General features: G+C 40.9%; 22 protein-coding genes and 1 tRNA gene. 11 read left to right on the plus strand and 12 right to left on the minus strand.

The features are described from left to right. Positions 1-110: 110 nt before the first annotated feature. Both MST17_RS11975 and MST17_RS11980 read right to left on the minus strand, forming a co-directional pair. Positions 111-1,247 carry a porin gene (locus MST17_RS11975; RefSeq protein WP_180026490.1) on the minus strand — a complete coding sequence of 379 codons (1,137 nt, stop codon included), beginning with the start codon at positions 1,245-1,247 and terminating at the stop codon, positions 111-113. 127 nt (positions 1,248-1,374) lie between these two features. Then, a complete protein-coding gene (locus MST17_RS11980) occupies positions 1,375-2,661 on the minus strand; it encodes an MFS transporter (protein ID WP_180026491.1) in 1,287 nt (428 codons plus the stop codon). 168 nt (positions 2,662-2,829) lie between these two features. Here MST17_RS11980 and MST17_RS11985 point away from each other — a divergent pair, with 168 nt between their 5' ends. The 5 genes from MST17_RS11985 (at position 2,830) to putP (ending at position 7,602) form a co-directional block, all read left to right on the plus strand. After that, positions 2,830-3,465, plus strand: coding sequence for a 1-acyl-sn-glycerol-3-phosphate acyltransferase (locus MST17_RS11985; protein WP_180026492.1), 636 nt, complete (start codon positions 2,830-2,832; stop codon positions 3,463-3,465). A 61-nt stretch (positions 3,466-3,526) separates the two neighbouring features. Continuing rightward, positions 3,527-4,450, plus strand: a complete 924-nt coding sequence (locus tag MST17_RS11990) for a patatin-like phospholipase family protein (RefSeq protein ID WP_078189967.1) — start codon at positions 3,527-3,529, stop codon at positions 4,448-4,450. Positions 4,451-4,549: 99 nt separating this feature from the next. Continuing rightward, positions 4,550-5,029, plus strand: a complete 480-nt coding sequence (locus MST17_RS11995) for an NfeD family protein (RefSeq protein WP_078189968.1) — start codon at positions 4,550-4,552, stop codon at positions 5,027-5,029. Between the two features lie 16 nt (positions 5,030-5,045). Continuing rightward, on the plus strand, positions 5,046-5,900 hold the full coding sequence (locus MST17_RS12000; RefSeq protein WP_078189969.1) for an SPFH domain-containing protein: 855 nt from the start codon (positions 5,046-5,048) through the stop codon (positions 5,898-5,900). 211 nt (positions 5,901-6,111) lie between these two features. Beyond that, a complete protein-coding gene (putP, locus tag MST17_RS12005; RefSeq protein WP_180026493.1) occupies positions 6,112-7,602 on the plus strand; it encodes a sodium/proline symporter PutP in 1,491 nt (496 codons plus the stop codon). 197 nt (positions 7,603-7,799) lie between these two features. On the opposite strand, the gene MST17_RS12010 is transcribed toward putP, so the two are convergent. The 3 genes from MST17_RS12010 to prpF all read right to left on the minus strand — a co-directional run bounded on the left by MST17_RS12010 (position 7,800) and on the right by prpF (position 11,214). Next, positions 7,800-8,708 carry a polyprenyl synthetase family protein gene (locus MST17_RS12010; RefSeq protein WP_180004317.1) on the minus strand — a complete coding sequence of 303 codons (909 nt, stop codon included), beginning with the start codon at positions 8,706-8,708 and terminating at the stop codon, positions 7,800-7,802. Between the two features lie 130 nt (positions 8,709-8,838). Next, entirely contained in the window at positions 8,839-9,816 is a 978-nt protein-coding gene (locus MST17_RS12015; RefSeq protein ID WP_180026494.1) for a GGDEF domain-containing protein, read from the minus strand. 207 nt (positions 9,817-10,023) lie between these two features. Next, positions 10,024-11,214 carry a 2-methylaconitate cis-trans isomerase PrpF gene (gene prpF, locus MST17_RS12020; RefSeq protein WP_180026495.1) on the minus strand — a complete coding sequence of 397 codons (1,191 nt, stop codon included), beginning with the start codon at positions 11,212-11,214 and terminating at the stop codon, positions 10,024-10,026. A gap of 330 nt (positions 11,215-11,544) precedes the next feature. On the opposite strand from prpF, the gene MST17_RS12025 reads away from it, so the two are divergent. The 4 genes from MST17_RS12025 (at position 11,545) to MST17_RS12040 (ending at position 16,334) form a co-directional block, all read left to right on the plus strand. Continuing rightward, entirely contained in the window at positions 11,545-12,933 is a 1,389-nt protein-coding gene (locus MST17_RS12025) for an amino acid permease (protein ID WP_078189974.1), read from the plus strand. Positions 12,934-13,006: 73 nt separating this feature from the next. Continuing rightward, a tRNA-Arg gene (locus tag MST17_RS12030) sits at positions 13,007-13,079 on the plus strand. A gap of 538 nt (positions 13,080-13,617) precedes the next feature. Continuing rightward, positions 13,618-14,877: an OmpP1/FadL family transporter gene (locus MST17_RS12035; protein WP_180026496.1), complete on the plus strand. Its 1,260-nt coding sequence runs from the start codon at positions 13,618-13,620 to the stop codon at positions 14,875-14,877. Between the two features lie 305 nt (positions 14,878-15,182). Beyond that, complete coding sequence (locus MST17_RS12040) at positions 15,183-16,334, plus strand: OmpP1/FadL family transporter (RefSeq protein WP_180004312.1); 1,152 nt, start codon at positions 15,183-15,185, stop codon at positions 16,332-16,334. Positions 16,335-16,406: 72 nt separating this feature from the next. Here the strand turns inward: MST17_RS12040 and thrH are convergent, their stop codons facing one another. After that, positions 16,407-17,024, minus strand: a complete 618-nt coding sequence (thrH, locus tag MST17_RS12045; protein WP_078189978.1) for a bifunctional phosphoserine phosphatase/homoserine phosphotransferase ThrH — start codon at positions 17,022-17,024, stop codon at positions 16,407-16,409. Between the two features lie 200 nt (positions 17,025-17,224). On the opposite strand from thrH, the gene MST17_RS12050 reads away from it, so the two are divergent. Continuing rightward, a complete protein-coding gene (locus MST17_RS12050; RefSeq protein ID WP_180026497.1) occupies positions 17,225-17,959 on the plus strand; it encodes a phosphoadenylyl-sulfate reductase in 735 nt (244 codons plus the stop codon). A gap of 167 nt (positions 17,960-18,126) precedes the next feature. Then, positions 18,127-19,506, plus strand: a complete 1,380-nt coding sequence (locus MST17_RS12055) for a wax ester/triacylglycerol synthase family O-acyltransferase (protein WP_180026498.1) — start codon at positions 18,127-18,129, stop codon at positions 19,504-19,506. Between the two features lie 311 nt (positions 19,507-19,817). On the opposite strand, the gene MST17_RS12060 is transcribed toward MST17_RS12055, so the two are convergent. The 6 genes from MST17_RS12060 to MST17_RS12085 all read right to left on the minus strand — a co-directional run bounded on the left by MST17_RS12060 (position 19,818) and on the right by MST17_RS12085 (position 24,583). Further along, positions 19,818-19,991, minus strand: a complete 174-nt coding sequence (locus MST17_RS12060; RefSeq protein WP_168379036.1) for a PA1571 family protein — start codon at positions 19,989-19,991, stop codon at positions 19,818-19,820. 142 nt (positions 19,992-20,133) lie between these two features. Beyond that, positions 20,134-21,588 (minus strand): ribonuclease G, encoded by a 1,455-nt coding sequence (rng, locus tag MST17_RS12065; protein WP_111885603.1) that lies wholly within the window; start codon positions 21,586-21,588, stop codon positions 20,134-20,136. 42 nt (positions 21,589-21,630) lie between these two features. Continuing rightward, positions 21,631-22,197 carry a Maf-like protein gene (locus MST17_RS12070; protein ID WP_168379037.1) on the minus strand — a complete coding sequence of 189 codons (567 nt, stop codon included), beginning with the start codon at positions 22,195-22,197 and terminating at the stop codon, positions 21,631-21,633. Further along, entirely contained in the window at positions 22,185-22,676 is a 492-nt protein-coding gene (gene mreD, locus MST17_RS12075; protein ID WP_168379038.1) for a rod shape-determining protein MreD, read from the minus strand. The genes MST17_RS12070 and mreD overlap by 13 nt, the downstream gene beginning before the upstream one ends. Continuing rightward, positions 22,663-23,520 carry a rod shape-determining protein MreC gene (gene mreC / locus MST17_RS12080; protein ID WP_078189984.1) on the minus strand — a complete coding sequence of 286 codons (858 nt, stop codon included), beginning with the start codon at positions 23,518-23,520 and terminating at the stop codon, positions 22,663-22,665. The genes mreD and mreC overlap by 14 nt, the downstream gene beginning before the upstream one ends. 16 nt (positions 23,521-23,536) lie before the next feature. Then, the gene (locus tag MST17_RS12085) at positions 23,537-24,583 is read right to left on the minus strand and encodes a rod shape-determining protein (RefSeq protein ID WP_086178633.1); all 1,047 of its coding nucleotides are present in this window, start codon (positions 24,581-24,583) and stop codon (positions 23,537-23,539) included. Positions 24,584-24,630: the final 47 nt, after the last annotated feature.

A 24,630-nucleotide genomic window follows, 5' to 3' on the forward strand; every position in this document is an offset into this window, starting at 1 on the left:
CCTAATCTAAAAATTCAAACTTAAAAATCACTTAAAACTGATCAAAACCAAGCAAGATAAATCAAAAAGCGATGTAAAACATCGCTTTTTGAACAACTTAAATCTAAGTCTTAGAATTTAAATTCTAGACCTGTACCCAATACAGGTTGTTCGCTTTCATTCGAACCTTGTTCAAGTGCTAAGTAACCTGCATAACCATAAGCTTTCACTTGTTTGCTAAATGCATAATCCGCACCTGCAATGAATTGCTGAGCTTCGTAATCATCACCCACTTTATAGGTCGTGGTATTTTGACTATATTGTGCTTTTACTGTCCAAGCTTTTGCAGAAGGTAGATTGTATTCTGCACCGACTAACCAACCTTGAGCATCATCAATATTTTCTGCTGCAGCATCATTACCTTTAGCAGCCTCAACCTCTGATGTTTGATACAGTGCTTTGAGCGCCAAACCACCCTCAAGATTTACACGACCGATCGCACGAATTGTATTTGCTGCTGCAAATACTTTAGTTCCAGTTATTTCAGAATTAGAAACAACTTTATCATTCACGGTATATGAACCACTATTTAGCATCCCTACACCACCAAAGTTCGATGGAATGGCTTTGTCATAGGCTAAACCTGCGACAACAACGGGGCTGTCATAGACAACAGACGCCGACCAAGCATCGCCAAGACCACGACCTGCAGTTTTTACTACACCTTTGTCGCTCTTGATTCCTGAAGATTCACCTGTTGCAAGCAATGCATTAACTTTAATTGCACCTTCAGCAATTTTAAATGCTGGTGATTCATAGACAACAACGTTATCTACACGGTTTTCACCCGTCATGATGCCTGTAACATCAGCACGGTTACCCACGTAGTTATTGAATGTATCAACCGGACTAGACAATTGTTTTAATGGTGTATCGTGTGCACCGACTTTCAATGTACCAAGTTTCGCATCTTTCAAACCAACGAAGCGGTTACGCTTAGACCAGTCATCGCCTTCGCCGTCTGAGTTAAATGCCCATTCAATTGCATAAACTGCGCTTAAACGGTCAGTCAGTTTTTCATCGCCCTTTAAACCCAAGAAAGAACTGTTTGAACTGATTTCAACGACATCTTTGTCTGAAACACCCGTTTTATTATCTTCAGGTAAATAATCAACAGACGCATCAATTTCACCGTAGAAGGTTGGTGCTGCAAAGGTTGACCCAGCCAAAAGGCTCAATGCGATTGCCGCTGCTAACTTAGTTTTCATCAAAAATTTTCCTTAAATTATTTTGTAACAGATATTACACACGCGAAACATATTACAAAATTATTAAAATAATATTTGCATTGCTCTTTTAGTGCTTTAGCTGATAAAAAACAACCAAAATCATGATTTAGAAGTGATTTTGGTCATTTTTTGATGCTTTCCCCCAAAATAGAATCGGGACTAAGCTCAATGCAGCCAAACCTGTGATCCAAAATAAATAAGTGCTATAACCCAACTGATCGGCCACTATGCCACTGATGCTATACAGCCCCCCACTCACCGTCGCCATAATGGCAACCTGAAATGTAAAGTCCGTTGCTGCAAATGCTTTACGACTATATTGCATCACCAAAGTCAGCATGATCACAAGCAGCATGGCTGAAATCATGTCTTCGGCAGCATTGATCCCATAGATCAGCCATTCATGGACGGGCCGTTTTGCCTCGAACTGCAAAGCCAACCATGCATAGGCTAATAAGCTGAATATTTTCAATACTGAATAGAAAACCAAGGCCTGTGCCCGAGAAATATACTTCAAGCTAAGACCAGCAAGCCCTGCCCCAATTAAAGCAGCCACTGCACCTAGCATGGTGACATACAGACCAATTTGACTAAAACTCAATCCTAAATCGACCATCAGTGGCTTAAGTAAGGGTCCTGCTAGACCATCTGCAAGCTTAAAACTCAATAAAATCATCAGCCACAGTGTGAGAGTTTTAGTTTGAGTAAAATAAGTCAAATATTGGCGAATAGCGTAGAACAAGCCTGAAGTATGTTTATGGTTGTTATCATGCTCTTGAGAGGATTTTATATTGAGCTGTGGCTTTGAAGGTTCTCGATAGAGAAAAATAGGAATCGTATTCATGAACACCAATGCCGCTAAAAACAGAAAGGTGGCTTGCCAATCCAACCAATCCAAGGCCCAAAGTACAGCACCACCGCCCACGATAAAGCCGAGTCTTGAACCAATCACCTGAAAGGTATTGCCCCAGTGCTGTTGGTCAGTTTTTAAAATATTGACGGCCAAGCCATCGGTTGCGACATCTTGAGTCGCACCAACCAAATTCATACTGAGTAAAGCCACAAAAAATAGCAGCAAATACATCGGTTCATTCAAGCTTTGGATCGGCAAAAATGATAGGAAGACCAAGACCACCACGGACAACAACTGCATTGGAATAATCCAACTCCGATAGTGCCCTTTGGACCTTGAACCATGTCGATCAATCCACGGTGCCCAAAAAACTTTGATCGACCATGGCAGCATGAGTAATCCAAAGCCACCAATATGCGCCAAAGACACACCTTGCGCTCTTAAAATCACCGGTAAAGCATGTGTCATAAAACCGACAGGTAACCCTTGCGCCCAATATAAGGAAAACAGTAAAAGATAGAGCTGACGAAGCTGGATCATAAGTTCCTAAATGTTGAATGCGCTGAAGTTACATTTAGAGTAGTCAAAATACGGCTATTTTGCCAATGATCTAAAAAAATCATCGACCTAAGATAAGGTCAATGCTGATGCCATACTTTTAAATGTGCATCACATCAAAAATGGATTTCACCTATATAAGAATATGCAATGAATCAAAAGACTCAATTATTTCCAGTTTTGCCCGATCAAGTTCCATCACGTGGTTCCACTCTGAGCCGCGCAATTTTTAAAAAACTTTTTTTGGCACAAGGTTGGAAATTTGACGGCGAATTTCCCAACCTTGCCAAAGCTGTGGCGATCATTTCTCCGCATACTTCTAATATAGATGCATGGCATGGTTTTCTCGCCTTGCTTGGAATCGGGATAAAAATAACCATTTTTGGTAAAAACACCCTTTTTGATACTCCCTTAAAACCACTTTTGGATTGGGTCGGCGTGATCCCAGTACAGCGTGAAAATCCACATGGACTGACACGTGAAATTGCTGAGATTGTCCAAGCGACAGATCAAATTTGGATTGGAATGACACCAGAGGGAACACGAAAAAAAGCCGATAAAATCCGCAGTGGCTTTTACTATATTGCTTATGAAGCACAGATACCTATTGTGATGTTTAGCTTTGATTATGCAAAGAAAACCATTCATTGCTTAGGTGTTTTTGAACCCAGTGGAGATTTTGAAACTGATCTCAAAAAAATTTTGAAGATTTATGATGGCAAATTTTCCCCGAAAAATCCCGAATGGTTGGCATTGCCGTTACAAAAGCACTTGAAAAAGCCCTAGTCAAATGGCTATTTTTTTGATGTGATGTGCACTTTGTATATTTAAACATCAGATTTCACCCATGAAACTTTTGCATTACCTGATTCCTAGCCTCTTTGTATTGGCACTCACTGGCTGTGACTCTGCAACCAAAACGCCTGCGACCACGACACCTACACCAGCCAAAGCACGTGAACCGGTGATCGCGATTGCGCTCGGTGGCGGCGGTGCCAAAGGTTTTGCACATATTGGTGTGCTTAAAGTGCTCGAATCGCACGGTATTAAACCTAAAATTGTGACTGGGACTAGTGCGGGTAGTTTTGTCGGCAGCTTGTATGCTAGTGGAAAAACGCCTTATCAAATGCAGCAATTGGCCCTGAACTTTAAAGAGTCTGATATTCGTGATTTAACCTTAAATAGCCAAGGCATTATTCAAGGGCAAAAACTGCAAGACTTTGTTAATAAAAACGTCGGCAATAAATCAATTGAACAATTTCCAAAACGCTTTGCTGCTGTAGCCACCCGTTTAGATAATGGCAGCAAAACTGAATTTAACCGTGGTAATGCAGGCCAAGCGGTACGTGCATCGTGCAGCATTCCAAATGTATTTGTACCTGCAACCATTGCAGGGGTGAAATATGTCGATGGTGGCTTAGTCAGCCCGATTCCGGTGAAAACGGCACGTGATATGGGTGCAGATATCGTGATTGCGGTTGATATTTCTGCGCGTCCTGACGGTAGCAAAGCCGTAAGCATGTTTGGTTTACTCGATCAAACCATTAACATAATGGGACAACAAAGTATTAATGAAGAACTAAAAAATGCCAATTTCGTGATTCAACCTAAAGTGGGACATATTGGCACACTCGATTTAAAGTCGAGCAATGCGACGATTTTAGAAGGTGAAAAAGCCGCACAGCTCAAAGTGAATAGCATTATTAAGGCGATCGATAACTTTAAACAGTCCCCTGCGGCCTTTAAACCAGCACCAAAAGCGAAAATATAATTCAACGATTTTTTTTATATTCATTGAGTTATACATCTGCTACATTGATATAGATACTGGTTCATCTATATCAATTCACCCTTATATAAGAGTAGATGTATGGAATTTATTTTAGAACCTTGGCACTGGTTTGTATTGGGCGTCGCTTTGATGCTTTTTGAACTAATTTTGCCGTCTTTTGCTGCGCTATGGTTTGGCGTTTCCGCAATTTTGGTTGGGATCTTATATTGGATCTTTCCATCCATGGACTTTAATGTCCAAATTGTGGTTTGGATTATTTTTGCCGTGCTCTGCACATTTTTGTGGTTCAAATTTATTAAGCCTTTATCCATTGATAAAACCAAAGCAGGTCTGTCGCGTGAAGCGACGATTGGCCAAGTGGGTATGGTGATTCAAACCCAGCTAAATCATGGCAGCGTTAAAGTTCGCTTCCCGATGCCTGTTTTAGGTTCAGACGAATGGCATTGCCGTACCCAAGATGCACTTCAAGTCGGTGACCGTGTTCGCGTGACTGATATTTTAGGCAATGATTTAGTCGTCCAACTGCACAGCAGCAACCACCCCACTGACAATCCATAAATAAGTGAGAAATGACATGTCTGGTGTTTCTATTGTTTTTTTAGCGCTCTTAGTTTTTGTAGCCGTCACCATTTTTAAAGGTGTCCGTATTGTTCCCCAAGGTTATAAATGGATTGTTCAGCGTTTAGGTAAATACCATACAACGCTCAATCCGGGACTGAACTTTGTGATTCCGTATGTCGATGAAGTGGCTTATAAAGTCACAACCAAAGATATCGTCTTAGATATTCCCTCTCAGGAAGTGATCACACGTGACAACGCGGTACTGCTGATGAATGCTGTGGCTTATATCAATTTAACCACACCTGAAAAAGCAGTTTATGGTATTGAAAACTACACATGGGCGATTCAAAACTTAGTTCAAACCTCTTTACGTTCAATTGTCGGTGAAATGGACCTCGATGATGCACTTTCATCGCGTGATCATATTAAGGCTAAACTTAAAGCTGCTATTTCTGACGATATCTCTGACTGGGGAATTACGCTTAAAACTGTAGAAATTCAAGATATTAAACCTTCTCATACCATGCAAGCTGCGATGGAAGAGCAAGCGGCCGCTGAACGTCAACGTCGTGCGACAGTGACCAAGGCAGACGGTGAAAAACAAGCGGCTATTTTGGAAGCAGATGGTCGTTTAGAAGCCTCTCGTCGTGATGCAGAAGCTCAAGTTGTACTGGCAGAGTCTTCTCAACGTGCAATTGAAATGGTGAGTTCAGCCGTCGGCGATAAAGAAATTCCAGTTGCTTACTTACTGGGTGAACAATACGTTAAAGCCATGCAAGATATGGCTAAATCTAATAATGCCAAAACTGTGGTTTTACCTGCGGATGTACTGAATACGATTCGTGGTGTGATGGGACGTAATAACTAAATCTTCGCATTAATTAAAATGGGTCGTGATATACGGCCCATTTTTATGCCCAAAACAAAAAAGAAGGCAAAGTTTGTCAATTTATGTTTAAATTTCACGTTATTTTTTTGACGTTTTAGGACTTATCGTTCGATTTCACCTACTTGGCTTAGGCAAATCCCATTGAGTCCCCTAATTAAACGCAATTGTCCAACGCCAAAGCGGATACCGTATGAGCTCCCTGAATCCCACCCTAATTACCTTTCTCTTTTATATTGTCGCCATGGTCGTGATCGGTTTACTTGCATACCGTGCGACCAGTAACTTTTCTGACTACATTTTAGGTGGCCGCCGATTAGGGAGCTTTGTCACTGCCCTTTCTGCAGGTGCATCGGATATGAGTGGTTGGTTGCTCATGGGTCTTCCGGGGGCGATTTACCTTTCAGGTTTATCTGAAATGTGGATTGCAATTGGTCTGATCATTGGTGCTTGGCTCAACTGGTTACTTGTGGCAGGTCGTCTCCGTGTACATACCGAAGTTCAAAATAATGCCCTGACCCTACCTGACTATTTCTCAAATCGTTTTAACGATCAAAAGAAAATCTTACGTATCGTGTCTGCTGTGATTATTTTGATTTTCTTCGCAATTTACTGTGCTTCAGGCATGGTTGCAGGCGCTCGATTATTTGAAAGTATGTTTGGTATGTCGTATAGCACTGCGCTTTGGATCAGTGCCATTGCAACGGTGAGCTATGTGTTTATTGGTGGCTTCCTTGCTGTCAGTTGGACCGATACCATTCAAGCGGGCTTTATGATTTTTGCCTTGCTACTTACCCCTATCGTGGTCATGTTGTCATTCTCTGATTTAAGCCAGTTCACTCTGGCACTAGAAGCGGCACGCCCTCAAGCCATGGATGTATTTGCTGACTTAAGTTTTGTCGCAATCATGTCTTTATTGGCATGGGGCTTAGGCTATTTTGGTCAACCGCATATCTTAGTGCGCTTCATGGCAGCTGATTCTGTTAAATCGATTCCCAATGCACGCCGTATTGGTATGACATGGATGACGCTCTGCCTCGGTGGCGCAGTTGCAGCAGGCTTCTTCGGTATTGCTTATTTCCAACAGCATCCAGAACTGGCAGGTGTCGTTACAGCAAACCCTGAAACGGTCTTTATGGAATTGACTAAAATTCTATTTAACCCATGGGTGGCAGGTATCGTATTGGCTGCGATTTTAGCTGCGATCATGAGTACCTTAAGCTGTCAGCTTTTAGTCTGTTCAAGTACCTTAACTGAAGACTTTTATAAATCATTCTTACGTAAAAATGCTTCACAAAAAGAATTGGTTTGGGTCGGCCGTATCATGGTGTTAATGATTGCGTTGCTAGCGATCTATATGGCGGCTAATCCTGACTCTAAAGTCCTTGGTCTCGTCGCATATGCATGGGCAGGCTTCGGTGCTGCATTTGGCCCACTGATTATCATGTCATTGTTCTGGAAACGCATGACACTCAATGGTGCTTTAGCAGGTATGGTGGTTGGTGCTGTTATGGTTATTCTATGGAAAAACCTCTGGGGCGATACAGGCGTTTATGAAATTATTCCTGGCTTCATTTGCTCACTACTTGCAATCATCATTGTAAGCTTAATGGGCAAAGCACCATCTGCTGAAGTCACTGAAAAATTTGAAGAAGCAGATCGTATCTATAAAGAAAGTATTTAAGACCAATAGCACTTAAATTTAAGCTCTAATTTTTAATATCTGCAAAAAAGGACGCCTAGCGTCCTTTTTTGTTTTTTATCATGTCATCCATTTAGCTATTCCGTATATGGTTTATTGACTTCTGTTCCAAATATACAAAATATAAAAAAGCCCACAACATGTTACATGTGTGGGCTGAGGTCTTTTACTGCGTTATATTAACTTTGACGTTTTAATAAAAACTGCGTGATCTTGTGTAATTCTGCCGCATCTTCTGCAAAATAATCCAAAGCTTGAAGCGCTTGTGCATGTAATTCTTCTGCATAAGCTTGGGCTTGATCAAGACCCATTAGCGCAGGATATGTCGATTTATCCACTTGTTGATCTTTACCCGCTGTTTTACCCAATGCCTCAGTATCAGCAATAATATCTAAAATATCATCTTGCACCTGAAAGGCTAAACCAATCGCAAGACCAAATTCGCGGAGTTTAGGAATAGCTTGATCTGTGCCATTAAATATTGTCACTGCCGCCATCATGATTGCTGCAGAAATTAAAGCGCCGGTTTTATTTCGATGAATGTTTTCTAGTTCATCCTGACTGACGTGTTTGCCTTCCGCTTGTAAGTCTAGGACTTGTCCATTGACCATTTTTGAAGTTGCAGTCGCTAAAATTTGCATTTGCTTTAAGATAATCGGCGCTTCAACGGCTGGGCCTTGATCAAAGAGACGACTGCCTAAAACTTCAAAAGCCATCGATTGTAAAATATCGCCAGCAAGTAAGGCCGTATCTTCACCAAAAGCCACATGACAAGTTGGTTGACCACGACGAAGTAAATCATTGTCCATACACGGCAAATCATCGTGTGCCAATGAATAGCAATGAATAAATTCAATTGCCACCGCAGCACGGCGTACTGCTGCAAAATTGGTATTGGGTTTTAATGCTGCTGTTGCATAACAAAGTGCCGGTCGAACACGTTTTCCACCCAACATCACAGCATGATACACCGCCCCTTTTAAGGGTTCTGGAATTGAAAATGCATCAAGCGCTGTCAGTAAATCCTGCTGAATACGCTGCTGCGCTTCTGTCAGGGCATGTGTGGAAACGTCTGTTAAAGAAGACACATTCACCTCAAATACTTTAAATATTTAACTGCTTCGTTCATTAGCAAATCGACTGCCAATGTTTTCTGTCAATTTTGACCTGTTGCATCATACTGCTTTCTCAGATCTTTCTCTATGTTACGACCTAAATCTATGTGTTTTTCCCACAGTCTGATGGTTTTTTAAATGTCGTTTCCTCAAATAGCGCCACATTTTGTCCATCATTAAAACAAGTACAATTTTTCGAGCCTTTCTTGGCTTGATACAAAGCCTGATCGGCACGTGCCAATGTTTCAAAAAATGACTCTGTACCATCCCACAAGGCCACTCCGCATGAGATACTCAGTTGTAAAGCCTTATCCGCATAATTCATCGAAGAAGCATAGATTTGCTCACAACATTGTTGTGCAATCGAACATGCAGTCGATATAGCCGTGCGTGGCAAAATCATTGCAAACTCTTCCCCACCCATGCGATATATTTGTGCATCTGCGTGTTGACTAATTTGCACCCTTAAAAGCTGCGCACTTTTTCTTAAAACCTCATCGCCAAACGCATGACCGTAGATATCATTGATTTGCTTAAAATTGTCTAAATCGAGCATCATCAAACAAATTTCATCGGCTTGTTCAACCGCGAAGCTTTTTTGCCACTGAGAAAGGTCTAAATCAAAACCTCGTCGATTTTTTATCCCTGTCAGATAATCAAAATAAACTTGTTGTTCGAGTTGTTGGTTATGTTTCAACAGCGATAATTCGAATTGCTTTAAATTTGTAATATCCGCACAGCACAACAACACACGTTCCAAATCGCCACTTTGTTGAAACTTTGGTTTGAGCGTGAACCAATAATGCCGTTCATTTTCACTATACATAAAGGGTTCAATGCTATCGTTCTCTAAACAGCGTAAATCAAACTCAGAACTTGTGGCTTTGGTTTTTTGCTGCATCACAGACACATGATTTAATACGATCTCTTGTAAGTCTGACTGAAACCGATGTTTAAATATTTGATTGGCGCATATCAGCTCAGCTGTCGCAGAAAATAATGCAGCAGGCATTGGCAACGCTTCCAATACAGCCAATTGTTCAGTAGGTAGATCCGATTTTATTAAGTCTTTTTTAAGCATGGTTTCGCTACTTTTTTTCAGGGTAAAGCTACGCAAAATGCTAACAAAATTAATCTGGCATAAATCACAGAAACTTTCTAATATTAAATGCAGTTCATATTATATAAAAAGATATACCAATTCATGATTTGCTTATTCATATAAAAGATAAAGGCAAAAAAAAGCCCCTGCAAAGCAGAGGCTGATTTCAAATGAGATGTTAAATGCTTAATCCAAACTATCCGCAGGAATACGCACCCAACCTTCCATTAAGACACGCGCACTTCGGCTCATTACGGCTTTTTTAACGACCCACTGACCATTTTCATAAATTGCTTGCGCACCTACACGTAGCGTCCCAGATGGATGTCCAAAACGCACAGCTTCTCGCTCCCCACCACCCGCGGCTAAGTTCACAAGCGTCCCCGGTATCGCAGCTGCTGTACCAATGGCAACTGCCGCTGTGCCCATCATGGCATGATGCAGTTTCCCCATCGACAAGGCACGAACCAATAAGTCCGTATCTTGTTCTGAAATTTGTTTAGAACTCGAAGATGTATAAGCTTTCGGTTTTGAAACAAATGCAATCTTTGGTGTATGTTGACGTTGCTCTGCTTCAGCAATATCTGAAATCAAACCCATTTGCTGCGCACCATAAGCACGGATTTTTTCAAAACGGGCCAATGCCTTAGCATCACCGTTGATCGCATCTTGCAGTTCAGTGCCGACATAACCAATATCTTCTGCATTTAAGAAAATCGTTGGAATACCTGCATTAATGAATGTTGCAGGGAAACTGCCTTCATCGGGTACGGTTAAGGTATCGACCAAATTCCCTGTAGGGAACATAGCGCCGCCATCTTCACCATCATCTGCGGGGTCTAAAAATTCAATTTGAACTTCGGCTGCTGGGAAGGTTACACCATCTAGTTCAAAATCACCGGTTTCTTGTACTGCACCATCAGTAATAGGTATATGGGCAATAATGGTTTTTTGAATATTGGCTTGCCAAATACGAACCGTACATAAACCATTTTCAGGAATACGTGATGCCTCAACCAAACCATTTGAAATGGCAAATGCACCAACCGCTGCTGTTAGGTTTCCGCAGTTACCACTCCAGTCGACAAATGCTTTATCAATCGACACTTGTCCAAATAGATAGTCTACATCATGCTCAGGCTGTGAACTTTTTGCCAAAATCACGGTTTTACTGGTACTTGATGTCGCTCCACCCATCCCATCAATTTGTTTGCCATAAGGATCTGGACTGCCAATCACACGTAATAAAAGTTGGTCGCGAACTTTTCCAGCTTGTTGTGCTGCAAGGGGCAAATCATCTAGCTTGAAAAATACACCTTTACTTGTACCACCACGCATATAAGTCGCTGCAATTTTAATTTGGGGAGCAAAACTCATTTTTATTGAATCCTTAATCTTTATCATTGTGTTTTGGCAGAGCGTTCTTTTCTGCGCTTTTGCATCATACAATGTTTAATTGAAGTTTTAACAATCACATGACTTAAGTATAAAAAAACAACATTCGATACCTTTTCCATATAAAGCCAAGCATCAGAATTTCAATTAAAATAAAATTAATCTATTGATTCATAAATTTTTAATTCAGCATTTAAAACGAAAAATAGGTTATTAAACCTATAAATATTTTTCATAAATTTTGAGCTACTAGGCTATTCATTCTCTATACATTACAATTACCAAAATTAAACCATTCTCGGGAAGAGTAACTTGACTACCAATTCCTCCGAACTCAAGCGTGGCTTAAAGAATCGTCATATTCAATTGATTGCCATGGGTGGTGCAATTGGTACAGGCTTATTCTTGGGCTCAGCGCATGTGATTCAATCTGCTGGACCATCCATTATTCTTGGCTACGCCATTGGCGGTTTGATCGCCTTTCTAATTATGCGTCAGTTGGGTGAAATGATCGTCCATGAACCTGTAGCGGGTTCATTTAGCCATTTTGCATATAAATATTGGGGGAAATTTCCAGGTTTCTTAACAGGTTGGAACTACTGGATTCTCTATATTTTAGTGGCAATGACAGAACTCACCGCTGTTGCGAAATACATCAATTACTGGTGGCCTCATATTCCAGCATGGGCATCTGTACTGTTCTTCTTCGTGATCATTACTTTAGTAAACTTAGGTAATGTGAAGTTTTATGGTGAATCTGAGTTTTGGCTGTCGATTATTAAAGTCACTGCAGTTATTTCGATGATCGTATTTGGTTTGTATTTGCTACTGACTGCAGATGCCAACTCAACAGCATCATTTACCAACTTATGGAGTCAGGGCGGTTTCTTCCCAAATGGTTTTGAAGGCTTATTCTTCATGCTGGCTTTCTTGATGTTCGCCTTCGGTGGTATTGAACTGATTGGTATGGCAGCAGCGGAAGCTGAAAATCCAAAAGAAACTATTCCTAAAGCGATTAACCAAGTTGTTTTCCGTATTTTGATTTTCTACGTGGGTTCTTTGACTATTCTATTGTCACTTGTGCCATGGAATCAGCTTGAACTAGGTGGTTTAGACAAAAGTCCATTTGTGATGATCTTTAGCCAACTGGGTATTGATTGGGCTGCACATTTACTGAACTTCATTATTTTAACTGCAGCACTGTCTGTTTATAACAGCGGTATGTATGCCAATAGCCGTATGCTTTACAGCTTGGCGAAGCAAGGTAATGCTCCAAAAGTTTTCGCTAAAACCAACAAAAGTGGCGTGCCAATTCCAGCGGTATTACTTTCTGCAGTCCTGATTTTCGGTTGCGTACTCTTAAACTACTTCGTACCTGAAGATGCGCTTGGTCACTTAATGTATGTGGTGGTTGGTGCACTTGTCCTTAACTGGGCGATGATTACCATGACTCACTTACAGTTCCGTCGTGCAAAACGTATTTTGAATTTTACAACGTCTTATCCTGCACTTTGGGCACCAGTCAGCAACTACATCGTTCTGATCTTTATTGCTTTAGTTCTCTTTATTATGTGGACTCAGGGCTTTATGGAATCTGTTCTAATGATCCCTGTTTGGATTACAGTCATGTTATTAATGTTTAACTATCTTAATCCTAAAGATTTGAGCGACATTGACCCCAATGAAGTTCATAAAGACTAAGTAATTTAAAAAGTTATTGTTTCGGCAATAACTTTTTTTTTAGCTAAAATAGGAGTACATTAGCCTCCGTCTTGCGCTCTTAGCTTAACTGGATAGAGCAGTTGCCTCCTAAGCGACCGACGTGGGTTCGAGTCCCGCAGAGCGCACAATTTCTGAAATATCCCTCCTCCCTGTATTTGTAATCCCCCATATACCAATAAATATAAAGAAAGAACCTTTCACACTAAAAACCCATCAATTACAGTTTTTAACTTAATTATTGTTTTTACAAAGATTACTGTTCAAAGACTATTTTTAAGAACAGTTAAATAGCGCTTTAAAATGTGCTAACCACCTACCTCTCAATGCAAAAAACGACACATAGTATGGTCCATAAGGCCAAAAAATCAATTTATGACTGCTCATATCAAAATTTTTTCAATTTTTTTCTAGGTTTAGAAAATAATGCGCTAAATGAAAATATTAAATAATAATCAAAATGTTATATATACTAATTAGTACTTTTACTCTAAAAATAGCAACTTTTAGCCATATTTTTCAATCTAGAGCATTTACTCTTATTTTAATTGTGCTATTTTTGTCACATGGAGTAACAATTAAGCCTAAGAGTATTAAGAAGTTTTCCATAACGAATATATGCAGTAACCATAAAAATCAAATTCGTATCTCAAGGAATGACGAAGAATGAAATTAAAAACTTTAGCTACAGCCATGATTCTTGCTTCAGTTCCAATGACAGGTGCTTTTGCAGCAGCACTAGATCGTTCAGGACAATCTATTTCTGCATTTTTACAACCAGGGAACTATTTTGAAGCAGGTATTTCGGTTTTAGATCCGAATGTTTCAGGGAAGATGAACAGCACTGCACCTGCTAGCAACCCAACATTAGGAGCTCTTGCTAATACATCACTAGATGACATGGCGGGTGATTACTATTTTCCACAAGCAGCATTAAAATTACAGCTAACTGATAATTTTTCTTTTGGTTTACTATATGATCAACCTTTTGGTGCAGAAGCTAAATATAGTGCAACAGATCAAACACTACCAGTTGCAGGTAACCCTGGCGCATTCCAATTAATGGGCGAAACAACTGAAGTCGACGTTCACACCCAAAATATTTCGATGATATTTGGTTTTCAACCGACTGAAAATTTCAACATTTATGGCGGTGGTGTATATCAAACAGTAAAAGGCGATGTTCAACTACGTGGTATTGCATATGGAGCAAACCAAGCTCTCGGTTTATATAATGCAAATATGAAAGAAGATAGCGCCGTTGGTTGGTTAGCAGGATTAGCTTACCAAATCCCAGAAATTGCTTTAAAAGCATCTATTACTTACCGTTCTGAAATTGATCACGAAGCTGCAACCACAGAAACTGGAAACAGTGCTCTACTTGGCGGTGCTTTTTCAACACGTGCTGACACCAAGATCACTACACCTCAGTCTGTTAACCTAGATTTTCAAACTGGTATCATGGCCGACACTGTCGCATTTGCGAATGTCCGTTGGGTAGATTGGTCAAATTTCGCAATTCGTCCAACTGCTTTTGGTGCAGCATCTGAAACACTAGGTGCCATTGGTCGTGGCCCAGTGGGTGGGTTTGATCTTGTTGCTTATACTGATGATCAAATCAATGCTACAGTCGGTGTAGGTCGTAAATTTAGTGAACAATGGGCTGGTAACGTCTCTGTAGGCTGGGATTCAGGCGCAGGTAACCCTGTATCAACACTTGGTCCTACTGAAGGCTACTGGAACGTAGGCTTAGGTTTACAATTCAGCCCAGCGCCTAACTACTTTATCGCAGGTGGTGTTAAATACTTCATGTTAGGTGATGCTGAAGCACAACCTGCATCAATGTTTGGTACAAATGAATCAGTAGCATCATTTGAAGATAACGATGCTTGGGCATACGGTTTAAAAATCGGTTACCGCTTCTAATTTAAATATGATTCGGGCCATAGTTCGCTATGGCCCTAACTTTTTATTCTTTCCCTATCTTGTTTGATCAAACAATAAACATTTAAATTTACTAAAACATTTATCAAAAACTAAGCTTTTTACTCTAATTTTTCATTTAAAAATCATAAAGATAATTATCAATCACTAGAATAAATACTCTAGTCATGCTCATTTTTTAACTTCCCTAGTTCAATTTTAGAGTAGCAACTCTTATTTACTGTTTTTCTATTTATGTTACTTTCCACACATTGAAATAACATCAAAAGTTACAAACAGGGAAAAGTATGCGCTTAAATCACCTTAGCTACGCAATTTTACTTACCGCTTTACCAACAGCATCATTATTTGCAGCGGGTCTAGATCGTTCAGGTCAGTCTATTTCAGCATTCTTACAACCTGGTAACTATGCAGAAGCAGGTATCACTGTTCTAGATGCAGAAGTAAAGTCAAATGAACTTAATGTCGATGACATGGCGAAGTCATATTACTTCCCTTCCGCTGCTGTCAAAGTACAAGCGACTGACAAAATTTCACTAGGTTTAATTTACGACCAACCATACGGTGCAGAAGCTGAATATGATGCTGCATCGCAAGTATTTGGTAATGGTGCTCAAGGTACATCTGTAGATGTTAAAACTGAAAGCTTAACTGCCCTAATTGGTTACCAACCAAACGAAAATTGGAACTTTTATGCAGGTCCAGTTTGGCAAACTGTAGAAGCCAATATCAAACTACGTGGTGCTGCTTATGGTGGTAATGCCAAACTTGGTACTTATAACATCGAAATGGAACGTGAAGAAGCTTATGGCTGGTTAGCAGGTGTTGCTTATTCGATTCCTGAAATTGCATTAAAAGCGGCTATTACCTACCGCTCTGAAATTGAACATAATACAAAATCCAATGAAACTACGCTTCTACCGTATCCATCTTTAAGTGCGCTGACATCATCTGTTGATGCAACAACACCTCAATCAGTTAACTTAGATTTCCAAACAGGTATTGCTAAAGATACGCTAGCATTTGCCAATGTTCGTTGGGTACATTGGAGCCAGTTTGCGGTTAAACCAACTTTACTTGGTAACGTAAGTTCAATTCCAGCACCTCATGTCCGTCAAAATCTTATTGATTACTCAGACGACCAATGGTCAGCTAATGTTGGTGTAGGCCATAAATTTAACAGCAAATGGTCTGGTTCTGCATCTGTAGGTTACGATTCGGGTGCTGGCAACCCTATTACGACTTTAGGCCCTGTTGAAGGGAATTGGAATGTTGGTCTAGGTGGTCAATATAGTCCTGCTGAAAACTATTTCATCCAAGCAGGTGTTAAATACTTCTGGTTAGGTGATGCTACTGCTCAAACTGGTGGTAATCCAGTAGGTGAATTTGAAGATAACCATGCGCTTGGCTATGGTTTGAAAATAGGCTATCGCTTCTAAGTTGTTAGAACAGCTTTGCATTAAACAAGAAAGGGCGCATAAGCGCCCTTTTCTATAACCAGCTATACAGAATTAAGCTGGAATATCACGAACTGAAGCATTACGAATCGCTTCTTTTAATGCAGCATAGCCATGAATTGGTGGGAATTGTGGAAATTCTGCAATCACATTGTCAGGCGCATCAAATAAGAAACCCGCATCTGCTTCACCAAGCATCGTCGTATCGTTATAAGAATCACCTGCTGCAATCACCCGGAAGTTTAACCCATGCAATGCTTGAACGGCTTTACGCTTTTGATCAGGTTGACGAAGCTTATAAGCTGAGATCATACCATTTTCATCAGTTTCTAATTTGTGGCAGAAAATCGTTGGCCAACCAAGTTGCTGCATTAATGGATGTGCAAACTCATAGAAAGTATCTGAAAGAATAATCAATTGAAAATGAGTACGCACCCACTCTACAAACTCTTTTGCACCTTCAAATGGCCCCATATCTGCGATTACGTCTTGAATATCGTTTAAACCCAAACCGTGTTGTTTTAGGATATTTAAACGCTGAGTCATCAACACATCGTAATCTGGAATGTCACGAGTCGTTGCTTCAAGTTCTTTAATGCCTGTTTTTTTCGCAAAATTAATCCAAATTTCAGGTACTAAAACCCCTTCTAGATCTAAACAAACGACTTCCATGCACTCTACCCTCTGTTATGTGAAAAAAATTTTTCATTATCATAGCGGAAGAATAAAAAAATGCATTGTTCTTTTTTAAATCTGTTTTTTTCATAAGTATCTATTTTTTAGTGATAAGTGTGTTTTAGCATTTCCATTAAAATAGTTCTGAAATAAATTAATATAGGTTTTAACGTTCCAAGCCTATAGCCAGGACATTCATGACTACCATCCCTACTATTGACCTTGTCGATGCACTTGCATCTGAATATGCAGATAAATCACCTTCTGAGATTATGAAACTTGCGCTTAGCCAGCAAGGTGAAGTTGCGATTTCCTTTTCTGGTGCAGAAGATGTTGTACTGATTGATCTTGCATCGAACTTAGGGATTCCTTTTCGTGTATTTAGTTTAGATACCGGTCGCTTACACCCTGAAACTTACCAATTTTTAGATACTGTCCGTAAACATTATAAAATTGATATCGAAATCTGTTTCCCAAAAAGTGATGCGGTACAAAAACTGGTGACAGAAAAGGGCTTTTTTAGCTTCTATCAAGATGAACATAAAGAATGCTGTGGTATCCGAAAAGTACAACCTTTGCGTAAAAAACTAGCCACTTTAGATGGCTGGATCACAGGTCAACGTAAGGACCAAAGCCCTGGCACACGTAATGAAATTCCTGTGGTACAAGCAGACCCCGGTTTTTCAGGTCCGGGCAAGCAATTGATTAAATATAATCCTTTGGCAAACTGGTCTAGCGCTGATGTATGGAACTATATCCGTCTCATGGAAATTCCATATAATCCACTACACGAACGTGGCTTTATCTCGATTGGCTGTGAACCATGTACTCGACCTGTTTTACCGAATCAACACGAACGTGAAGGTCGCTGGTGGTGGGAAGATGCAACCCATAAAGAATGCGGCTTACACGCAGGCAACATGAAAAAATAAAGATCACAAAACCACTGCATAGCAGTGGTTTTTTTCAACGCATAGATACACATAATTCCGTATCATTTCAACGTAAAAACGCTATACTGCAAATGACAATTTAATAATTCTAACAATGCTACTCATACATGAGCAGCTGTAGAAATTGCAGTGAGGCAATCAACGCTATGCGTCCATTACATCCTATTGATTTCATATTCTTAAATTTAGAGAAACGGCAACAACCGATGCACGTAGGTGGTCTATTTTTATTTCAGATCCCTGACAATGCACCAGATACTTTTATTCAAGATTTAGTCGCAGATATTCGTAATTCAAAATCCATTCCTATTCCTCCTTTTAACAATAAACTCAACGGCTTCTTTTGGGATGAAGACGAAGAGTTTGATTTAGATCATCACTTCCGCCATATCGCACTGCCGCATCCCGGTCGTATCCGTGAACTTTTGACTTATATTTCACAGGAACACAGTGCGCTGATTGACCGTGCAAAACCGCTTTGGACCTGCCATATTATTGAAGGCATTGAAGGCAATCGTTTTGCCATGTACTTCAAAATCCACCACGCGATGGTCGATGGCATTGCAGGTATGCGTTTAGTTGAAAAATCGCTTTCGCATGACCCAGATGCTAAAAGTATTGTGCCACCATGGTGTGTAGAAGGCCCTCGTGCAAAACGCCTGAAGCAGCCTAAAGCCAGTCGTATGAAAGGTCTGTTATCGACCATTAAGGGACAACTTGACTCTACTCCACGAGTTTTGTACGAACTGTCACAAACCGTGATGAAAGATATGGGGCGTAACCCAGATTATGTGTCTAGCTTCCAAGCGCCGAGTTCAATATTAAACCAACGGGTCAGTTCTTCACGTCGTTTCGCTGCTCAGTCTTTTGAATTTTCACGTTTGTCACATATTGCCAAGTCACTTGGTGTAACAATTAACGATATTGTGCTCGCAATTTGTTCAGGTGCATTACGTGAGTATTTAATTACACAAAATGCATTACCTAAAAAGCCATTGATTGCCATGGTGCCTGCATCTGTGCGTACCGATGATTCAGATATGTCAAACCGTATTACCATGATTTTGGCCAATCTTGGAACCCATAAAGAAGATCCGCTAGAACGGTTGAAGATTGTGCGTCGTAGTGTGCTCAATGCCAAAGAGCGCTTTAAGCGGATGAACTCGAATCAAATTTTAAACTACAGTGCTTTTGTCTACAGTGCAGCAGGTTTAAATATTGCATCAGGCTTCATGCCAAAACGTCAGGCCTTTAACTTGGTCATTTCGAATGTTCCCGGCCCACAAGAGCCGTTATATTGGAATGGTGCACGTTTAGAAGCGCTCTACCCAGCGTCTATTGTTTTGGATGGTCAAGCGCTTAATATCACCATGACCAGCTATTTAGATAAGCTTGAAGTTGGTTTAACCGCATGTCGTAATGCGCTGCCAAAAATGCAAAATTTACTCACGCATTTGGAAGAAGAAATTCAACGATTTGAAACTATTGTGAACCAAGATTCCCCAAAGTTACAGGCGGTTAGCTAACCGCCTGTTTCTAGATTTGGTATCAATTCATCAGCATCTTGAACCATGCATAATGATAAAAACCCGTCTAAATTAAACAATCTAGACGGGTTTTTAGTATTTGAACTTTGATTGATTTTTTGGAGCAATTTATGTGTATAAGCTAAAATTTAGGTGAACAAATCCGTTGCTATTGTTTAATTATGACTTGTAGATACGAACTGATAATTAAGTTTATTTTCCATTATTTATAAAATTTTAGCGCATTAAATATTTTAGAATTGCGCGTTAGCACTTTAACCCTCTGGATTACATTATTTATATTTCAATATTTAAGCTTTAATTGCTCGGCACTGTTTAAGTAACTGATGACAAGCAGAACGAATCATAGACGCTGTAATTTGAACCTCATTACCACGCTCATCCACGATATAACCTGAATGGATCGCTTTTGCTTCAACAACAGTTTTAAGACCACTTTTCATTACTGTTTTACTAACACCCATAGTACACCTCTTTTTGCTAAGCCATTTTCAAGTCCAATGCAGGAAAATGGCTTTGGCTATTTGATGTGTCTAGTATTCAAAATAACAGTTCAAAAGTAAAATCTCAGTTGTAACAAGTGTTTAACGATATTCTGTTACAATTTCAGCTCAGAATGATATCGTATTGCTCTTGCGTATATAAATTTTCCACTTGGAACTTGATCACACGGCTAATAAAGTGCTCTAAATCAGCTACCGCAGGTGCTTCAGCAGTTAACAATCGGTCAATCACCGACGGATGTGCCACCACGGTAAAACCACTTTGTGACTCATAAGCACGTGCATATCTCAAGATTTCACGGAAAATTTCATAGCAAACTGTTTCAGCCGTTTTCACATAACCACGCCCCTGACAGGTTGGGCAAGAATCACAAAGAAGATGCTCCAAAGATTCACGGGTGCGTTTCCGAGTCATCTCCACCAAACCCAGCTCAGACACTTGAGTGATCTTGGTTTTTGCATGATCGCGCTCGAGCATTTTCTCAAACTGGCTCATCACTTCTTCACGATGATGTGCTTCTTGCATATCAATGAAGTCAATAATGATAATCCCGCCCAAGTTACGTAGTCGAAGCTGACGTGCAATGACCTGTGTGGCTTCCATATTGGTTTTAAACACAGTGTCTTCAAGTGAACGACCACCAACATAGGAGCCAGTATTGACATCAATCGTGGTCATGGCTTCAGTTTGATCGATCATCAGATAGCCGCCAGACTTAAGTGCTACACGTGTCTGTAAGGCTTTCTGAATATCTTCTTCGACATTGTACAAGTCAAAAATTGGACGCTCACCTGGATAATGCAGTAAGCGATTTTGCATACTCGGTACAAATTCTTGGACAAACTCTTGCAATTTGCCATGTACTTCGCGTGAGTCGACCTGAATTTTAGACGTTTCTTCGTTGGCTAAATCACGGATGACGCGTTGCGGTAAAGGCAGCTCTTCAAAAATCAAAGATGGCACAACAATACTGCGTTGTTTACGTTGTATGTATTCCCACAGTTTTGCTAAATAAGCCATGTCCTGCGCAATTTCACATTCAGGAATACCTTCAGCAGCAGTACGAACGATGACTGAACCCGGTAAATTGTGTTCCTTTTGAATGCGTTCAATCATGCTACGCAAGCGATCACGTTCTTCTTCAGACTCAATGCGCTGTGAAACACCGGTATGACTGCCATATGGCATTAAAACGAGGTAACGGGAAGGAATAGAAAGATCAGTTGATAGTCGTGCACCTTTTGTACCCAACATATCTTTCATCACTTGTACGGTGAGTACTTGTCCCGGTTGTAACAGCTCAAAAACGTTCGGGGTCGGTTGATTGCGCTGCCAGACCATATCATTGATATGTAAAAAAGCCGTTCTCGACAATCCAATATCAATAAAAGCAGCCTGCATACCCGGAAGCACACGAACAACTTTCCCTTTATAAATATTGCCCACTAACCCACGCTTCACGGTGCGCTCAACAAATAATTCATTGACCGTACCGTTTTGAATCAACGCCACCCGACATTCCATCGGTGTGACGTTAATCAACAACTCGTCAGACATATCAAAACTCAAAACATTATAAAAATTCTTGTGTTGCAGCAGTTAATTTAATGCCTTAACTGTCTGTAATAACTGTACGGTTTCATGCAAAGGCAGCCCAACGACATTGCTGTAGCTCCCTTCAATACAAGGAATATAGCGCGCAGCAATTCCTTGAATGGCGTAGGCTCCCGCCTTGCCGATTGGTTCACCTGTTGCCCAATAGCTTTCCATGTCAGCTAGACTCAGCGTTTGAAATTCAACCTGTGTGCGCACTACTATACTGTATATTTGATCTTTTGTACTGACACAAACACCTGAAAACACATCATGTTTTCGTCCAGAGATCATTTCCCACATAGAAAAAGCATGTGCTTTCGACGCTGGTTTTCCTAAAATGTGCTCATCAACGCCTAAACTGGTATCGGCGGCAATAACAATAGCATCAGGGAATTGTTGTTGTACTGCGCAAGCTTTAGCACGTGCTAAACGCTCTACATAATCCGCTACAGGTTCTCCTTCCAACACGGACTCATCAATATCTGGACTGAAAATTTCAAATTCCAGACCTAATTGTTGCAATAGTTCGCGTCGTCGAGGAGAACTCGAAGCTAAAATTATATGCGCCATTTTCTCAAGAAGTAATACATGATTGGCCAAATGAGTAAGCTAGTAACAATTGGCTGCCAATGGCGGGCAAATGAAAACTGTGCTCCACCCATCACTTGAACAATCCACACAAACAGTAAATGCGCGAAAATTGCCATTGCAGCAATAATCCATAAATTACCAAATGTGAGGATACGACGTTCACGGGTCAAAAAGCGTGTCACAAATGCAATGACCACAAAACTCAGTGCGTTCATGCCAAATGGCGCATCAGTCAATAAGTCCGTAAAGAGACCTGTGGCAAATGCAAACCAAACACCGCACCATGTCGGCTGACAGAGGACCCAAAATAGCATGATCATCATCATGAATAATGGGCGCCAACCCGATAGGTCATAAGAAAGCGGATACACCATCAGCACGGATGCCAAAATGATGGAAAAGATAATTGGAAATAATGGGTCGCGCTCTGTATGACGACTAAGCTTAGCGAGTGACATGCGGTTGCTCCATCGCTAAAGAATCGGAAAATAGCACAACCACATGATGACCACCTGCCAATTGGGCAGCAGGATTGATATCAATTTGGGCAAATTCACCACTATTGTGACGACTGACTTTCGAGACTGTCCCCACCAAATATCCTGCTGGGAAATGTGCCCCTAGCCCTGAGCTATAGACTTTTTCACCGACTTTGATATTCGCACTGGTTGGCACGTATTCCATCTTAAGTCGACCTAAGTCACCTGTACCCGTAACGATTGCGCGCATACCTGTATGCTCCATACGCACGGATAAAGAGTGCTCTTTGTCTGAGAGCAACATGACACGGCTACTATGCGGGTAAACATTGATAATTTGCCCCATAATGCCCTTGTCATCGAGTACAGTTTGTCCCACTTTAAGCTGACTGCTGGCTCCACGGTTAATCACAATAATATGACGTAAGGGATCAGCATCAGTACCAATGACTTCGGCAATCTCCATACGACCATCAATGATGAGTGGTGTATCGAGTAGTCCACGTAGTCGAGTATTTTCAGCAGAAAGTTCAGAAAGTTTCTGTAAACGGACTTGAGCCTGAATTAACTCTGCTTGCATCGCGGTATTTTCACGACGTAATTGAGCTTCAGACTTGGTTTGTTGATTCAGCCATTCTCGCGATAACACTGGATAGCTTGCAAGGGCATAAATTGGATTATATGCCGCATACAAGACGTCTCTGGCCGGTTGAATTACATGTGGCATGCGCCAATCAAAGAAAAGCACCACCAAGCATGTAATCACCGCAATGATAAATGAGCGAAAAGATGGCGGTTGTCTTGAAAACAGTTGCGTTTGCACCCGCCGAGTCCTTTTCTTAGCCTACAAATAACATGTCATGATTTGGGTTATCGAAGAATTCGAGAACCTTACCACCACCACGTGTAACACATGATAGTGGATCTTCTGCAACCACGACAGGAAGACCTGTTTCTTTTGCAAGAAGCTTATCAAGATTGCGAAGTAATGCACCGCCACCAGTCAACACAATACCGCGTTCTGCGATGTCTGAAGACAACTCAGGTGGCGTTTGCTCTAGTGCAGATTTAACCGCAGCCACAATGTTTTGCAGTGGATCAGAAATCGCTTGAGTCACTTCATCAGAAGTTACGGTAATCGCACGAGGTACACCTTCAGCCAAGTTCCGACCACGGACTTCGATTTCCAAAGGTTTTGCACCTTCTTCTGGAAGCGCCATACCAACTTCTTTTTTGATGTTTTCTGCAGTGGTTTCACCAATCACACAACCATGTGCTTTACGCACGTAATTAATGATTTGTTCATCAAATACATCACCACCGATACGTAGTGAGTCTGCATAGACACAACCTTGAAGTGAAATGATCGCGATTTCAGTTGTACCACCACCAACATCGACAACCATCGAACCACAAGCTTGCTCAACAGGCATACCTGCACCAATTGCAGCAGCCATTGGCTCTTCAATTAAGCGAACTTCACGTGCACCTGCATTGTATACAGCTTCACGGATTGCACGGCGTTCCACCAACGTCGATTTACATGGCACACACACCACGACACGCGGTGCAGGTGGGAACAAACGTTTTTCGTGCACTTTGCCAATGAATTGATTCAACATCGTTTCAGTGACTTCAAAATCTGCAATCACACCATCTTTCATTGGGCGAATCGCAGAAATATTTGCAGGTGTACGACCTAGCATTTGCTTCGCGTCAAGACCTACTGCGGCAACGATTTTTTGTGAACCACTGTGGCGAATTGCCACCACCGTCGGTTCATTTAATATAATGCCTCGTCCTGGCGCATAAATAAGTGTATTTGCAGTGCCTAAATCAATGGCAAGATCCGGCGAAAACAAGCCAATTAGTCGTTTTAGAATCACGGGGACGTTCTCAGTTAAACTTTTATATGGACGCAAGGTGGCAACTT

This window comes from Acinetobacter sp. YH16056_T (assembly GCF_024605895.1).
GTDB classification, from domain to species: domain Bacteria; phylum Pseudomonadota; class Gammaproteobacteria; order Pseudomonadales; family Moraxellaceae; genus Acinetobacter; species Acinetobacter amyesii.